13 protein-coding genes are annotated in these 15,391 nt (G+C 69.7%); 7 read left to right on the top strand and 6 right to left on the bottom strand.

Annotated features, from left to right (window positions below):
- Positions 1-8 precede the first annotated feature (8 nt).
- From IEY79_RS23735 to IEY79_RS23720, 4 genes are all read right to left on the bottom strand, one after another.
- Positions 9-416, bottom strand: a complete 408-nt coding sequence (locus tag IEY79_RS23735; protein WP_189109585.1) for a YciI family protein — start codon at positions 414-416, stop codon at positions 9-11.
- 120 nt (positions 417-536) lie between these two features.
- Positions 537-737, bottom strand: coding sequence for a DUF397 domain-containing protein (locus IEY79_RS23730; RefSeq protein ID WP_189109584.1), 201 nt, complete (start codon positions 735-737; stop codon positions 537-539).
- 335 nt (positions 738-1,072) lie between these two features.
- Complete coding sequence (locus tag IEY79_RS23725; protein ID WP_189109583.1) at positions 1,073-2,212, bottom strand: PQQ-dependent sugar dehydrogenase; 1,140 nt, start codon at positions 2,210-2,212, stop codon at positions 1,073-1,075.
- 185 nt (positions 2,213-2,397) lie between these two features.
- Complete coding sequence (locus IEY79_RS23720) at positions 2,398-2,862, bottom strand: hypothetical protein (RefSeq protein ID WP_189109582.1); 465 nt, start codon at positions 2,860-2,862, stop codon at positions 2,398-2,400.
- 265 nt (positions 2,863-3,127) lie between these two features.
- Between IEY79_RS23720 and IEY79_RS23715 the strand changes: the two genes are divergently transcribed.
- From IEY79_RS23715 to IEY79_RS23700, 4 genes are all read left to right on the top strand, one after another.
- The gene (locus tag IEY79_RS23715; RefSeq protein ID WP_189109581.1) at positions 3,128-4,948 is read left to right on the top strand and encodes an ABC-F family ATP-binding cassette domain-containing protein; all 1,821 of its coding nucleotides are present in this window, start codon (positions 3,128-3,130) and stop codon (positions 4,946-4,948) included.
- Between the two features lie 257 nt (positions 4,949-5,205).
- Positions 5,206-7,014: an outer membrane protein assembly factor BamB family protein gene (locus tag IEY79_RS23710; protein ID WP_189109580.1), complete on the top strand. Its 1,809-nt coding sequence runs from the start codon at positions 5,206-5,208 to the stop codon at positions 7,012-7,014.
- Between the two features lie 97 nt (positions 7,015-7,111).
- Positions 7,112-8,926 carry an outer membrane protein assembly factor BamB family protein gene (locus tag IEY79_RS23705; protein ID WP_189109579.1) on the top strand — a complete coding sequence of 605 codons (1,815 nt, stop codon included), beginning with the start codon at positions 7,112-7,114 and terminating at the stop codon, positions 8,924-8,926.
- A 316-nt stretch (positions 8,927-9,242) separates the two neighbouring features.
- Positions 9,243-9,965 (top strand): helix-turn-helix transcriptional regulator, encoded by a 723-nt coding sequence (locus tag IEY79_RS23700; protein ID WP_229701068.1) that lies wholly within the window; start codon positions 9,243-9,245, stop codon positions 9,963-9,965.
- Between the two features lie 33 nt (positions 9,966-9,998).
- Here the strand turns inward: IEY79_RS23700 and IEY79_RS23695 are convergent, their stop codons facing one another.
- Positions 9,999-10,295, bottom strand: a complete 297-nt coding sequence (locus tag IEY79_RS23695) for a hypothetical protein (protein WP_189109578.1) — start codon at positions 10,293-10,295, stop codon at positions 9,999-10,001.
- A 19-nt stretch (positions 10,296-10,314) separates the two neighbouring features.
- A complete protein-coding gene (locus tag IEY79_RS23690) occupies positions 10,315-11,997 on the bottom strand; it encodes a sodium:solute symporter family protein (protein ID WP_189109577.1) in 1,683 nt (560 codons plus the stop codon).
- 219 nt (positions 11,998-12,216) lie between these two features.
- On the opposite strand from IEY79_RS23690, the gene galT reads away from it, so the two are divergent.
- The 3 genes from galT to galK are packed head-to-tail and all read left to right on the top strand — an operon-like array spanning position 12,217 to position 15,385.
- The gene (gene galT / locus IEY79_RS23685) at positions 12,217-13,263 is read left to right on the top strand and encodes a galactose-1-phosphate uridylyltransferase (RefSeq protein WP_189109576.1); all 1,047 of its coding nucleotides are present in this window, start codon (positions 12,217-12,219) and stop codon (positions 13,261-13,263) included.
- Complete coding sequence (galE, locus tag IEY79_RS23680) at positions 13,260-14,228, top strand: UDP-glucose 4-epimerase GalE (protein ID WP_189109575.1); 969 nt, start codon at positions 13,260-13,262, stop codon at positions 14,226-14,228. The genes galT and galE overlap by 4 nt, the downstream gene beginning before the upstream one ends.
- Positions 14,225-15,385 carry a galactokinase gene (gene galK, locus IEY79_RS23675; RefSeq protein ID WP_189109574.1) on the top strand — a complete coding sequence of 387 codons (1,161 nt, stop codon included), beginning with the start codon at positions 14,225-14,227 and terminating at the stop codon, positions 15,383-15,385. Before galE ends, galK begins: the two co-directional genes overlap by 4 nt.
- Positions 15,386-15,391 lie beyond the last annotated feature (6 nt).

Here is a 15,391-nt window from a genome sequence, read left to right as displayed (position 1 = left end):
CTCGGGACTCACTCCGTGACGGTGGGGTGCTCGGTGAGGAACGGGCGCAGCTCCAGCCACTCGTGGATCGGCTCCCCGCCCGCCCCGGGGGCGGCCGACAGCTCCCCGGCCAGTTCGAGCGCGCGCTCGTAGCTGTCGACGTCGATCACCATCCACCCGGCGATGAGGTCCTTGGTCTCCGCGAACGGCCCGTCGGTGACCGGCGGGCGCCCCTCGCCGTCGTACCGGACGAAGGTCCCCTCGTCGGAGAGCGCCTGGCTGTCGACGAACTCACCGGTCCCTTCGAGCCGGGTGGCGAAATCGCGCATGTACTGCACATGCGCCGTGATCTCCTCCGGCTTCCACTGCGCCATGGGGACGTCGTTCACGGCGGCGGGGGCGCCGCGGTAGTGCTTGAGCAGCAGATACTTGGCCATGATGTCTCTCCTCGGTGCCGACGCGACCCATTCTGGCCGCGTTCACACCGGGGACGGAGCCGGCCGCGCGTTCTCGACATCACCGCCGAGGTTTTTCGCGCGGCGTCCATGGGCCCGGACTCAGACCAGGTGGTCGAACTCCCCTGCCTTCACCCCGAGCAGGAACGCCCGCAGTCTGTCGCGGTCGGTGGTGACGACGGTGTCCGGCGCGTCGCTCTCCCGCAGGAGGATCCGTCCGTCGACGTGGGCCAGTTCGACGCACTGGATCTCGGCGTCGGATCCCGAGTAGGACGACTTCTGCCAGGTGATGGGGCTGGTCATGGTGGGTGGCTCGCCTTCTGTGAATGTCGCGGTGTGCGGGTTGCGCTCAGCGGTCGTGGCAACGGTGGCGGTGGCGGTCGCGGTGGCTGAGCGAGAACGCGCGTGGTCCGCCCCTGGAGGGGTGGGGGCGTGACCGTGAGGCGCGGAGGGCAGCCGGATCCGGCGGATCGCCTCGGCGGGGGTGCGGGCGGGGTGGCGTTCGATCGTCTCGACGTCCGAGCCCGCGGCGGTGAGCGAACGCTACGTGACGTGCTCGTACCGGCAGTGGATTTCCGCACCCGGGCATGGCGAAGCCCGGTGCCGGGACGTCGGCACCGGGCCCGCCGTGGTGGTGCTTACGCCGCGTCGATACGCGAGATGGTGCCGCCGAGGGCGAGCACGTACAGCTCGCCGTCACCGCCCTGTACGAAGGAGATGACCTCGCCGCCGTTGACCCCGAGGTCGCCCTGACCGGTCACGGCGCCGTTCTCGATCTTCAGCGTGCGGACCGTGCCGTCGCAGTAGTCGCTGTAGACGTAATGACCCCGGAGGTCCGGGATGGCGTCGCCCCGGTAGACGAAACCGCCGGTCACCGAGCAGCCCAGGCCGTTGCGGTCGTACTCGTGCACCGGCGGGACGTGGTTCGCGGGCTCCGTGCCGCCGCGGAAGGGGTGGTTGCCCTCCATGGAGGCCCAGCCGTAGTTCTCGCCGCCGCCGCTGTTCGCGGAGGCCCAGTCGATCTCCTCCCACTCGCTCTGGCCGACGTCGCCGATGAGCAGGTCGCCCGTGCCGGAGTCGAAGGAGAAGCGCCAGGGGTTGCGGAGCCCGTACGCCCAGATCTCGTCCTTCGCGTTCGGGTCGTCCACGAACGGGTTGTCCGCCGGGATGGCGTACGGCTCGCCGCCGGTCGGGTCGATCCGCAGGATCTTGCCGAGCAGGGTGTCGAGGTTCTGCCCGTTGCCCTGCGGGTCGCCGCCGGAGCCGCCGTCGCCGAGCGCGATGTAGAGGTAGCCGTCGGGGCCGAACTTGATGTCGCCGCCGTTGTGGTTCTCGAACGGCTGCGTCTGGGTCAGGACGGTGCGCCGGGTGTCCTGCTGGATGGCGCCGTCCCGCACGGCGAACTCGTCGATCGTGCTGGTGCCTTCAAGATTCGTGAACGAGATGTAGAAGTGCGCGAAGTCCTTGTCGAACGCGACGCCCAGCAGTCCGCGTTCGCCGTCGGTGGTGGTCTCGTCGGATATGTCGAGGACGGGTTCGCCGAGCCCCTGGTCGCCCAGGACCCGTACGGTGCCCGCGCGTTCGGCGATCCAGACGGTGCCGTCGGGCCCGGCGGCACCGGCGATGGGGTTCAGCGCGGTGCCCACCTCGGTGAGCACGACCTCGGCGGCCGCGGGGCGTGGGGCGCTCCGCTCGTCGGCGGACGCCTGGCCCAGCGCGAGGGAACCGATGAGACAGATGGTGCCGATGATCGCCGTGCTTCTGGTGCGAAATTTCACCGTGACCTCCTGGAGCCGGCGAGTGGGGGGTGTGCGGGCCGGCCACGGGTGAGGCTACAGAGGCAGGGGTGTTCTGGCCCAGACCAATACCGGTCCCTTTTCTCTCCACCCGCCGTGCCCGGCGCACGGGTGCCCACGCGGGACGCGGGCACCCGTGGCCGGGCTCAGCCGTCAGACGGAAAGCGTCAGCCGAAGTTGTAGACGGTGACCGTCACCGACCCGCCTTCGGCGCTGATCGTGTACTCGCCGGGGCCCGTGTACGGCACGCAGCCGTCGGCGAGGATGTCGTCCGCGTTGATGCCCGTGTCGTCCTCGCCCACGAAGGCGCACACCGCGGAGACGGGGTGGGGGGCGTACCGGTGCTCGGCGCCGCCGAACAGCGGATAGCGGGGCAGGGTGGGCGTGTTGATGTCCCGGTCGGGGTGCTCCCACAGCGCGGTCTGCTGTCCCCACGGGGCCCTCACGGTGACCTCGCCGTACGGCTCGGGCAGGTCGTTGTCGTCGCTCTCGCGTGGGTTGGAGAACTCGATCGAGTATGTGATGGGTCCGCCGGGCACCTCCGCCCGGGCCGCGCCGACGCTCACCCCGCCGGCCAGCACCAGGACTGTCGAGGCAAGGGCCGCCAGACGGCCCGCAGATGTGGAACGCATCCCAAATCCCCTTTAGCTATCGGTAGTCGAGTGACTACGTTGAGTAGCGTATGGGTGCCTGGGGCGGCCCGTACGGCTCCGATGATCAAACCGCCCGCAGGGATGGAACCGAAGCCCAGGGGGTCGAAGCCCCCCGGGCCCGTCGCGCGGGCGTACACCACCGGTTCCGTCCGGTCCCCGCCCACCACCCGGACCGCCCGCCCCGGCCGCCCCCCGCGCCGACTACCCTGGGACGTCGATCCATCCGTCCCGTAGCAGGAGTGAAATGGCCGTCAATCTGGTCAATGTCGAGGCAGTCACCAAGGTGTACGGCACCCGTGCGCTGCTCGACGGTGTCTCCCTCGGTGTCTCCGAGGGGGACCGGATCGGGGTCGTCGGGCGTAACGGAGACGGCAAGACCACCCTCATCCGGATGCTCGCCAAGCTGGAGGAGGCCGACACCGGGCGGGTCACGCACAGTGGCGGACTGCGGCTCGGGGTGCTCACGCAGCACGACTCGCTCGATCCCGCCGCCACCGTCCGGCACGAGGTGATCGGGGATCTCGCCGATCACGAGTGGGCCGGCAACGCCAAGATCCGGGACGTGCTCACCGGACTGTTCGGCGGGCTCGACATGGCCGGATTCCCGCAGGGGCTCGACACCGTCATCGGGCCGCTGTCCGGCGGCGAGCGGCGCCGGATCGCGCTCGCGAAGCTGCTCATCGCCGAGCAGGACGTGATCGTCCTCGACGAGCCGACCAACCATCTCGACGTCGAGGGCATCTCCTGGCTCGCCTGGCATCTGCGTGAGCGCCGGTCCGCGCTCGTCGTCGTGACGCACGACCGGTGGTTCCTGGACCAGGTCTGTACGCGGATGTGGGACGTGCAGCGCGGTGCGGTGCACGAGTACGAGGGCGGCTACTCCGACTACGTCTTCGCCCGCGCCGAGCGTGAGCGGATCGCCGCCACCGAGGAGTCCAAGCGGCAGAACCTGGTGCGCAAGGAGCTGGCGTGGCTGCGGCGCGGCCCGCCGGCCCGTACCTCCAAGCCGCGCTACCGCATCGAGGCCGCCAACGAACTGATCGCGGACGTGCCGCCGCCCCGCGACACCTCGTCGCTGATGAAGTTCGCCAACGCGCGCCTCGGCAAGACGGTCTTCGACCTGGAGGACGTCACGGTCCAGGCCGGGCCGAAGGTGCTGCTCCGGCATCTGACCTGGCAGCTCGGCCCCGGTGACCGGATCGGTCTCGTCGGCGTCAACGGCGCGGGCAAGACGTCCCTGCTGCGCGCGCTCGCGGAGGCGGCCCGAACGCAGGGCGACGTCCAGCCCGAGGCGGGGAAGGTGATCGTCGGCCGGACCGTCAAACTGGCGTACCTGTCGCAGGAGGTCAGCGAACTCAAGCCCACACTGCGGGTGTTGGAGGCCGTCCAGCAGGTGCGCGACCGGGTCGACCTCGGTACGGGGCGGGAGATGACCGCCGGGCAGCTCTGCGAGCAGTTCGGCTTCAGCAAGGACAAGCAGTGGACGCCCGTCGGTGACCTCTCCGGTGGTGAGCGGCGCAGGCTCCAGATCCTGCGGCTGCTGATGGACGAGCCCAACGTGCTGTTCCTCGACGAGCCGACGAACGACCTCGACATCGAGACCCTCACCCAGCTCGAAGACCTGCTCGACGGCTGGCCCGGCTCGATGGTCGTCATCAGCCACGACCGGTTCTTCATCGAGCGGACGACGGACAAGGTGTACGCGCTCCTCGGCGATGCCACCCTGCGTCATCTGCCGCGCGGTATCGACGAGTACCTCGAACGGCGGCGCCAGGTCGTGGAGTCGGCCGTCCCTGCCGCGGTGTCCGCGCCCGCACGGTCCGGCGGGGGTGCGCCGGCGTCCGCCGCGTCCGCGAAGGACAACCGCGCCGCGAAGAAGGAACTCCAGAAGATCGAGCGGCAGCTGGACAAGATGTCGACGCGCGAGACCGCCCTCCACGGTCAGATCGCCGAAAGCGCCACGGATTTCGACAAGGTGGCGAAACTCGACAGCGAGCTGCGTGAACTCGTCGCGCAGCGCGACGAGTTGGAGATGCGCTGGATGGAGCTCGCCGAGGACGCGTAGAGGTCCCGTACAGACCTCGTAACAACCGCATCACGGGCCGGTCCTCCCTTGGGAACAGGGGAGGACCGGCCCCTCCCGTACAGGGGTGCGAGTGATACAAAGAAGGCCCGCTCGACTGACGTGACACTGCGGATTCCAAGCCCGAATCGCTCCTTCCGGTGGCCATCAACTCGTGTACGAGAGCTGATTTCCAGCCATCCGGAATCGCGGGGGAGACCGACCGGACGAGGGACCGTACGACAAGGGGGGAAGCGCTGATGACCCAGCCGCCCAGCCAGCCACCGCCGCCGGGCCAGCAGCCGGGCCAACAGCCGGGATACGGCTACCCGCAGGGGCCGCCGCAGGGCCGGCCCGGATACGGGTACCCGCAGCAGACACCGCCCGCGCCCGGTCAGCCGCCGGCCCAGCCGGGCCCGTACAACCAGCCCGGCCCGTACGGCCAGCAGCCGGGTCAGCCCGGCCCCTACGCGCAGCCGGGCCCGTACAACCAGCCCGGTCCCTACAACCAGCCGGGCCCCTACGGCTCCCAGCCCAACCCGTACGGCGGTGGCGGCGGTTACCCGCCCCAGCAGTTCCCCGGCGCGCCCACCCCGCCCCCGGGCGGCGGCAGCGGCGGCGGCAACTTCTTCCAGCGCAAGCCCGGCGTCGTCATCGCCGCGGCCGTCGCGGGCCTGCTCGTCATCGGCGGCGGCACCTGGTTCGCCGTCAGCGGTGACGACGACGGCGGGGGGAAGAAGAACGTCAGCAAGGACAAGGACGCCAAGCCCACCGGCGAGTCCGTCCCGGACGACGGCGACGGCACCGGCGGCGGGCGAGAGGCGCAGGACGACCTCAACGCCGGGCGCAAGGACGGCGAGTCGAAGGTCCTGTGGCTCCAGAAGAACGATGTCGACCTGCCGAAGAACGGCGCCGACGTGTACGGCCCCTGGTTCGCCGGCGATGTCGTCGCCAAGGCCATGTACAAGAAGCTGGTCGGGTACGGCGCCGCGGACGGCAAGCAGAAGTGGAGCCTCACCCTGCCCGCCGAGGCGTGTGCCGCGCCCTCGCTGCCCACGGAAGACGGCAAGATCGTCATCGCGATCAAGGACGGGGTCACGGAGAAGGCCGACTGCAACGTGCTCCAGCAGGTCGACCTCAAGACGGGCAAGGGCGGCTGGAAGCAGGAGGTCAAGCAGGCGGGCAACTGGGACTTCCTCTCCGACATCACCCTCGCCATCAACGGCGACACCGTCACCGCGGCCCGCACCGGCCATGTCAACGCCTACCGGATGAGCGACGGCAAGGAGCTCTTCGACGAGGTCCCCGGCAACTGCCAGCCGAACGCCATCTCCAGCGGCCCCCGGATGATCGCCGCCGAGACGTGCCCCGGCGGTGACATCGACAACCAGCAGAACCAGGTGCAGGAGCTCGACCCGACCACCGGCAAGGCCAGGTGGACGTACAAGCTCAAGACGAACTGGGAACTCGACAAGGTCTATTCGAGCAACCCGATCGTCCTGTCGCTGACCGAGCCGGACAAGAAGTCCTGGGCCATCGTCGCGCTCAACGACAACGGCACCGTGCGCTCGCAGATCGACGGCGGCAAGGACAAGTTCCAGCCCAACTGCGGCGGAAGCTTCATCGTCTTCGGCGCCAACCTGGACGGCTGCACCGGTATCGCCGCCGACGCCAACACCTTCTACATGGCGACGCAGCCCAGCGAGACGGGCTCCACCGGCACCAACGAGGTCATCGCCTTCAACCTCGCCACCGGCAAGGCCAAGTGGCGCGCCAAGGCCCCGGCCGAGCGCGTCATGACACCGCTGCGGATGGAGGGCGCGAACGTGGTCGTCTACTTCGAGCCCTCGTACGACAAGGGCGGCGCGATCGCCACCCTGGCGCCGACCGGCGGCTCGCCCAAGGTGCTGCTCAAGAATCCGGAGTCCACGTCCGAGATCGAGAACTCCTTTTACTCCTCCGAACTGGACTACGTGGACGGGCGGTTCTACGTGACCAGCAGCCGTGTCAGCGCCACCGACGACAAGGCCGAGATGGAGACGAAGACCATGATGGCGTTCGGCAAGTGATGAGCTTCTCGCACATGAGCCGCCTCCGGGCGGCGCGCCTTCCGTCCGCCGTCCGTCTCTCCCTCCGTACTCGCACCCGTTTCGAGGTAAGCACGCCATGACGCAGCCCCCGCAGCCGCCCAACGAGCCCCCGCAGGGAGGGTTCGGCCAGCCTCAGGAGCCACCGGCCGGTGGCTTCGGCGCACCGACCGAGCCGCCGCCCGGCGGATTCGGAGCCCCGACGCCGCCGCCCGGGCAGCCCGGTTACGGCTACCCGCAGCAGCCGCCCGGCCAGCCCCAGTACGGCTACCCGCAGCAGCCGCCGGCGCAGCCCGGGGGCCAGCCGGGTTACGGCCAGCCGCAGCAGCCGCCCGGTCAGCCGCAGTACGGGTATCCGCAGACGGGCCAGCCGCAGTACGGCTACCCGCAGCAGCCCGGCCAGCCGTACAACCAGCCCGGTCCCGGCGGGCCGGGCGCCCCCGGCGGCGGCAAGAAGATCAGCACACAGGCGCAGATCATCATCGCCGCCGTGGTCGCCGTCGTCCTGATCGTCGGCGGAGGCGTCTACTTCGCCTCCAGCGGCGACGACAAGAAGGACGAGGCGAAGACGTCCGACACCAAGGGCGGCGGCAAGGACGAGAAGTCCCTCGGCGGCGGTGACGAGAAGCCGCCGTCCAACACCAAGTCGAAGGTCGCCTTCCAGCTGCCGCAGCCCAAGGTCGGCGACATCACCGACGTGTCAGGCTCGTGGATCACCGACAAGGCGTACGTCAAGACCGGCGTGAACCAGATCATCGGGTACGACCCGGACATGGGCAAGCAGCTCTGGACCATCCCGCTGCCCGGCCAGGTCTGCGCCGCCTCGCGCCACGCCACCGAGGACAACAAGACGGCCGTCGTCTTCGCCGCGAGCAAGCCCACCGCCAAGAACAAGTACGTCTCCTGCACCGAGGTCGGCGCGATCGACCTCGGAGTGGGCAAGCTGCTGTGGACCAAGTCGGTGACGGGCGGCAACGCCGGTGACGACAAGGCCAGTTTCAACGAGGTCACCCTCAGCGGTAAGACGGTCGCCGTCGGCGGCACCGACGGCGGCGCGGCCTGGGACCTCACCTCCGGCGACAACCTGTGGAAGCCCGAGGTCAACGCCGAGGGCTGCTACGACATGGGTTACGGCGGCGGCCCCGGGCTCGTCGCGGCCCGCAAGTGCGGTTCGTACGACGACCCGACGGTCCTCATCCAGAACGTGAACCCGGCCGACGGTGCGCCGATCTCCGAGTTCAAGATGCCCGCGGGCGTCGAGTACGTGTCGGTCGTCTCCACCAAGCCGCTGGTCGTCGCGGCCGACGTCGGCGACACCGCCGGTGACGGCAGCGGCATCTCGGACTTCTTCTCCATCGACGAGAAGACCGGCAAGCTGCGCGCCAAGATCCCGGTGGACGCCGACAAGTACGCGGGCCGGTGCGGTTCCACCGAGGTCGAGCAGTGCAGCAAGCTCGCCGTCGGCAACGACCGGATCTATGTGCCGACCGAGGAGCACGAGGGCACCGGCGAGGACTACGGCCAGACCAACGAGATCGTCTCGTTCGACCTTGCGACGGGCAAGGCCACGACCGACCGGGCCGACGCGGGTGAGCGCTACGCCATGTACCCGCTGCGCATGGACGGTTCGAACCTCATCGCGTACAAGTGGCCGCCCTACGACAAGGGCGGACAGATCGTCTCCATCGACGGCGGCACCTTCAAGGAGACGCTGCTGATGGAGAATCCGAGTGAGGAGTCCGTCCGCGAGGCGGAGACCAGCTTCTCGCTGGACGGCGCGGAGATCAGGTACGGCGGCGGCCGGATGTACACCTCGGAGACGCTGATCAGCGAGCCGAGCGAGTACAGCAAGGACCGCAAGGAGTACCTCGTGGTGGCCTTCACCACCAACTAGCGCGGACAGCGGCCCCCGGGGGCCGTGCGTGGACACGAACGCCGGGCGGGCTCTGGGAGAGCCCGCCCGGCGTCGTGGTCCGGGTGCCGTGAGGTGCGGACAGCCCCTGAATAGCGGCGAATTCGACAAGTAGGCGCCTTCTTACCCGTATGGGGGCGCGCGACCACGGCCGAGCGTGTAGCTTGCCGGGTCAGGGTCTGTCGTCTGGATCAGGCCGGGTCGGCGTGCGTGCCAGGGACCGCGGGCCCGACAAGATCCAGACGGCAGACCCCAAGGGGGCCGGGGGGCCCGGAGCCGGTGGGGATGGGGTTGCTCGATGGGCGTACGGCTCATGGTGGTCGACGACCACAGACTGCTCGCGGAGGCGCTGGCCTCGGCACTGAAACTGCGCGGGCACCGGGTGCTGGCCGCGGCCGCGCCCACGGCGGGCGCCGCCGAACTGGTCGTGAGCCGGGCACCCGAGGTGTGCCTCATGGGAACCGCGGCACCGGCCGAGCCGGGAGCTTTCGACCCGATCGTACGGATCAGACGTGACCGCCCGCAGGTGGCGGTCGTCGTGCTGGGACCGGTGCCGAGCCCGCGGGGCATCGCCGCCGCGTTCGCGGCCGGAGCCTGCGGATACGTACGGCATGACGAGCGCATCGAGGGCGTGGAGCGGGCCATAGTGAAGGCGCGGGCGGGCGACGCGGCCGTGGCGCCGGGGCTGTTGCAGAACGCGTTCACCGAGCTGCTGAATCCGGTGGCCCAGCCGGACGACGAGGGGCAGCGGCTGTTGCGGATGCTCACCCCGCGCGAGATCGAGGTGCTGGTGCGGGTCGCCGAGGGCGAGGACACCCGGCTGATCGCGGCCGGTATGGGCATCGCGCCGTCCACCGCCCGTACCCATGTGCAGCGGGTCCTGATGAAACTCGGCGTCGGCTCCCGGCTGGAGGCCGCGGCGCTGGCCGCCCGGACCGGGCTGCTGGACCGGGCGGCCGTGACGGTCATGCCGGACGGGCCCCCGGACACGACGAAGGGGCCGGGCTCCGCGTACGAGTGAGTACGTGGTGCCCGGCCCCGCGCGCGGGTGCGGCTACTTCTCGGGGCCGGCCGCGTCCGCGGCGGACGGCGGGGGTATCTCCACCGGGCGCAGCTTCATCCAGCCGAGGAAGAACAGGCCGAGCGCCAGCATCGCCAGCCCCGTCCAGAGGTTGATGTTGACGTCCTCGGCCTTCTTCATGTCCGCGTCGGAGACGAAGATCCCGGCGACGGTGACGATCACCCCGTACAGCGTGAACAGGCCGCCGATGATGAGACGGATGTCGAACAGGCGGGCCGCCGTGGCGGACCTGCCTTCCAGTTCGGAGACTTCTTTGTGCAGGTCGGACATGGGTGTGCCTCCGTTTCGGTCAGAAGGAGTACGGGATGTAGCAGGCCGCGGCGATGACGATCGCGCCCCAGCCGAGCAGGGCGGGCTTGCGGTACCAGGCGTCGTCGCCCTCGGCCGGGGGTTCCGCCATGCCGGGTGACGTCGTCCCGTAGACCAGGCCCGCGAGTTCGGCCTCCGGCTTCGGCGCGGTGAACAGGGTGACGGCGACCATCACCACGGCGCCGGCGACGAAGCCGACAATCGCGGAGACGAAGTTGGCGCCCTGGTCGCTGGGGATGTCGATGACGCCCTGCTTGTAGATCCAGAAGTAGTTGACCATCGCGGCCGTCGTACCGGCGACCAGACCCCAGGCACCGGACTTCATCGAGGCCCGCTTCCAGAACATACCGATGATGAAGACCACGAACATCGGCACGTTGAAGAAGGAGAACAGGGTCTGGAGGTAGCTCATGATGTTGGAGAAGCTGGCGGCTATGAAGGCCGTGCCGATGGAGGCCAGTACACCGATCGCGGTGATCAGCCGGCCGAAGCGCAGGTAGTAGACGTCCTCCCGGTCCTTCACCACGTACTTCTGCCAGATGTCGGTGGTGAACACGGTGTTGAAGGACGACACGTTCGCCGCCATGCCGGCCATGAAGGCGGCCATCAGACCCGTGACGGCTATCCCGAGCACACCGTTCGGCAGCAGCTCCTGCATCAGCAGGGGGATCGCGTCGTTGTACGTCAGGTCCGAGCCCGCCGTGCCTATCTTCGGCACGATCACCGCGGCGACCAGGCCCGGGATCATCACCAGGAAGACGATGAAGATCTTCGGGAACGCGGCGATCAGCGGGGTGCGCTTGGCGGCGGAGAGGTTCTTGGCGGAGAGCGCGCGCTGCACCTCGGCGAAGTTCGTCGTCCAGTAGCCGAAGGAGAGCACGAAGCCGAGCCCGAGGATGATCGTCAGCCAGTTCGCGCCGAGCGGGTTGGCGTCGCCGATGCCCGTACCGCCCCAGGCGCTCAGGAAGTTCTCACCCTTGCTCGCGGTCAGTGAGTCGCTCAGCCCGTCCCAGCCGCCGACGCGCTTGAGGCCGAGGACCGTGAGGGGGATGAGCGCGGCGAGGATGACGAAGAACTGGAGCACCTCGTTGTAGATGGCGGACGACAGTCCGCCGACGGTGATGTACGCAAGGACGAAGAAGCCCGCGACGACGATCGAGACCCACTGGGGCCAGCCGAGCAGCGCCTCGACCACGATCGACAGGGCGTACAGGTTGACGCCCGCGATGAGGATGGCGGCGAAGGCGAAGAGGACCGAACTGAGCAGATGCGCCGATTTGTCGAAGCGCTGGAGCAGGAACTCGGGGACGGAGCGCACCTTGGAGCCGTAGTAGAACGGCATCATCACCAGGCCGAGGAAGACCATGGCGGGGATCGCGCCGATCCAGTACCAGTGCACGACGGCCACGCCGTACTGCGCGCCGGTCGCGGCCATGCCCAGGATCTCCGTCGCGCCGAGGTTGGCGGCGACGAACGCGAGGCCGGTCACCCAGGCCGGCAGCGATCGGCCGGAGAGGAAGAAGTCGAGGCTGGTCTTGACGCTGGCCCGGGCGGCGAAGCCGATGCCGAGGACGACTATGAAGTAGATCGCGAGGATCGTGTAGTCGAGGCCGTTGGTGGGGAGCCGAAGCCCTTCGGCCAGGTAGTACGTGGGGGACTGCATGGGGGTACCCGCTTCGTCGCGTGAACGTTACTCGGAAGTCAGTTCGGAACCTACGCCTGTCATTACAGATACTGAACACTTTTGATGGTGTTCTTTGTTCGATCGTGATCGAGTGAAGGAGCCGTTGACGTGTGTGTGGGCTCGTGGTTAGTTATGTTTGGTTCTGTTTGGATACGGGCCCGGGTGCTCCGGGTCCGGGCGGGCCCGGAGGAAGAATCGATGAAGAAGACGGTGACGGCGCTCGCCGACGGCCGGGCGCTGATCTACTACGACTCCCGCGACGACGCCGTACGCGAGGCCGTGGACCTGCGGCCCCTCGAACCGACCTCCACCACCTCCGAGATCCGCCACGACCCGCTGCGCGGGGACTCGGTCGCGGTCGCCTCGCACCGCCAGGGCCGCACGTACCACCCGCCGGCCGGTGAGTGCCCGCTCTGTCCCACCGACGTCGCGGCGGGCAGGCTGAGCGAGATCCCCGACAGCGACTACGACGTCGTCGTCTTCGAGAACCGCTTCCCCTCCCTCGCCGGGGACTCCGGCCGCTGCGAGGTCGTCTGCTTCACCTCCGACCATGACGCCTCCTTCGCCGCTCTCACCGAGGAGCAGGCCGCGCTCGTGCTCGACGTATGGACCGACCGCACCGCCGAACTCGCCGAACTTCCGCAGGTGGAGCAGGTGTTCTGCTTCGAGAACCGCGGGCCCGAGATCGGTGTGACCCTTGGTCATCCGCACGGGCAGATCTACGCGTACCCCTTCGTCACCCCTCGAACCGAACGGATGTCCCGTTCCGTGGCCGAGCACCGGGCGGCCACCGGAGGCAACCTCTTCGACGACGTCGTGGAGCGCGAGCGCGCGGCCGACCGGGTGGTCCTGGCGGGCGAGCACTGGGTGGCCTTCGTGCCGTACGCGGCGCACTGGCCGTACGAGGTGCACCTCTATCCGCTGCGCCGGGTGCCGGACCTGCGGGGGCTGGACGAGGCGGCGCGTGCGGAGTTCCCGGGGATCTATCTGGAGCTGCTGCGGCGCTTCGACCGGATCTTCGGCGAGGGCGAGCCGCCGACGCCGTACATCTCCGCCTGGCACCAGGCGCCCTTCCGTGCCGCCGGACGGGGGGACTTCGCCCTTCACCTGGAACTTTTCACCGTTCGCCGCACGTCGGGCAAGCTGAAGTTCCTCGCCGGATCCGAGTCCGGCATGGACGCCTTCATCAACGACGTGCCGCCGGAGACCGCGGCCCGGACACTGCGAGAGGTAGCGAGCACGTGAGTGGCAAGTATCTGGTTACGGGCGGCGCGGGTTATGTCGGCAGCGTGGTCGCCACGCATCTGCTGGAGGCAGGGCACGAGGTGACCGTGCTCGACGACCTCTCCACCGGCTTCCGCGAAGCGGTCCCGGCGGGGGCGGAGTTCATCGAGGGCCGGGTCCACGACGCCGTCAAGTGGCTCGACCCCTCCTACGACGCGGTCCTGCACTTCGCGGCGTCGTCCCAGGTCGGCGAGTCCGTCGCCAAGCCCGAGAAGTACTGGGACAACAACGTCGGCGGATCGATGGCGCTGCTGGAGGCGATGCGCGCGGCAGAGGTCCGCAGGCTCGTCTTCTCCTCGACGGCGGCGACGTACGGCGAGCCCGTCTCCACTCCGATCACCGAGACCGACCCGACCGCGCCGACCAGCCCGTACGGCGCGACCAAGCTCGCCGTCGACCATATGATCGCCGGCGAGTGCGCGGCCCACGGACTGGCCGCGGTCTCCCTGCGGTACTTCAACGTGGCCGGGGCGTACGGGAGTTACGGCGAGCGCCACGAGCCCGAGTCGCATCTGATCCCGCTCGTCCTGCGGGTCGCCCTCGGGAAGCGGGAGTCGATCGCCGTGTACGGGGAGGACTACCCGACCCCGGACGGCACGTGCGTACGCGACTACATCCATGTCGCCGACCTCGCCGACGCACATCTGCTCGCGCTGAAGGCCGCGGTCGCCGGGGAGCACCTGGTCTGCAACCTCGGAAACGGCAGCGGGTTCTCCGTCCGCGAGGTCATCGAGACCGTCCGTACGGTCACCGGGCACCCGGTGCCGGAGGTCGTGGCCGCGCGCCGCCCCGGCGACCCGGCGGTCCTGGTCGCCTCCGCCGCGACGGCGCGCGAGCGCCTGGGCTGGAGCCCGAGCCGCGCCGACCTGGCGGGGATCGTCGCGGACGCGTGGGCGTTCGCACGCCGAGAGGAGACACACGGGTGAGCACCGCGGAGAGCGTCGGCGCGCGGTTCGAGGAGTTGTACGGTTCGGCGCCGGACGGCGTGTGGGCCGCGCCGGGCCGGGTGAACCTGATCGGCGAGTACACCGACTTCAACGAGGGCTTCGTGATGCCGCTCGCGCTGCCGCACACCGCTGTCGCGGCGGTGTCACGGCGGAGCGACGGCGTGCTGCGGGTGCACTCCGCCGACGCGCGGGGCGGCGTGGTGCGGCTCGCACCCGACGAACTGGTGCCGCTCTCCGACACCGGCTGGGCCGCGTACCCGGCGGGCGTCGTGTGGGCGCTGCGCGAGGCGGGCCACACGGTGCCCGGCGCGGACATCCACCTCACGTCGACCGTGCCCACGGGCGCGGGGCTCTCGTCGTCCGCCGCGCTGGAGGTCGTGACCGCGCTCGCGCTCAACGACCTGTACGAACTGGGCCTGTCCGCCCCCGAGCTGGCGGTGCTGGGGCAGCGCGCGGAGAACGCGTTCGTCGGGGTCCCGTGCGGGATCATGGACCAGATGGCGTCCGCCTGCTGCACCGACGGGCACGCCCTGTACCTCGACACCCGCGACCTCTCGCAGCGCCAGGTCCCCTTCGACCTGGCAGCCGTCGGGCTCCAACTGCTGGTCGTCGACACGCGGGTGAAGCACGCACTGGGCGACGGCGCGTACGCGGAACGGCGCGCCGGCTGCGAGAGCGGCGCGCGGGCGCTCGGCGCGCGCACGCTGCGCGAGGTGGAGTACGCGCATCTGCCGGAGGCACTGGACCGGTTGGCGGGGGAAGCCCCGAGCGTACGACGTTATGTCCGCCATGTCGTGAGCGACAACCACCGGGTGGAACAGGTCATAGCCCTGCTCGACGCGGGCGACGTCCGCGCGGTGGGCCCGATCCTGATCGAGGGCCACGCCTCACTCCGCGACGACCTGCGGGTCTCGTGCGACGAACTGGACCTGGTGGTCACCTCGGCGGTCGCGGCGGGCGCGCTCGGCGCGCGTATGACGGGCGGCGGCTTCGGAGGCTCGGCGATCGTCCTGGTGGAGACGGCGGACGCGGACACGGTGACGAAGGCGGTCGAGGAGGCGTTCGCGACGGCGGGCCACACGGCCCCCCGCGTCTTCCCGGCGGTCCCGTCCCGGGGAGCGCACCGGGTGGCCTGAGGACGT

The sequence above is a fragment of the Streptomyces camponoticapitis genome (genome assembly GCF_014646115.1).
Taxonomy (GTDB): Bacteria; Actinomycetota; Actinomycetes; order Streptomycetales; family Streptomycetaceae; genus Streptomyces; species Streptomyces camponoticapitis.
The sequence above is the reverse complement of the archived record's forward strand: the minus strand, read 5'-3'. Positions and strand labels throughout refer to the sequence as shown.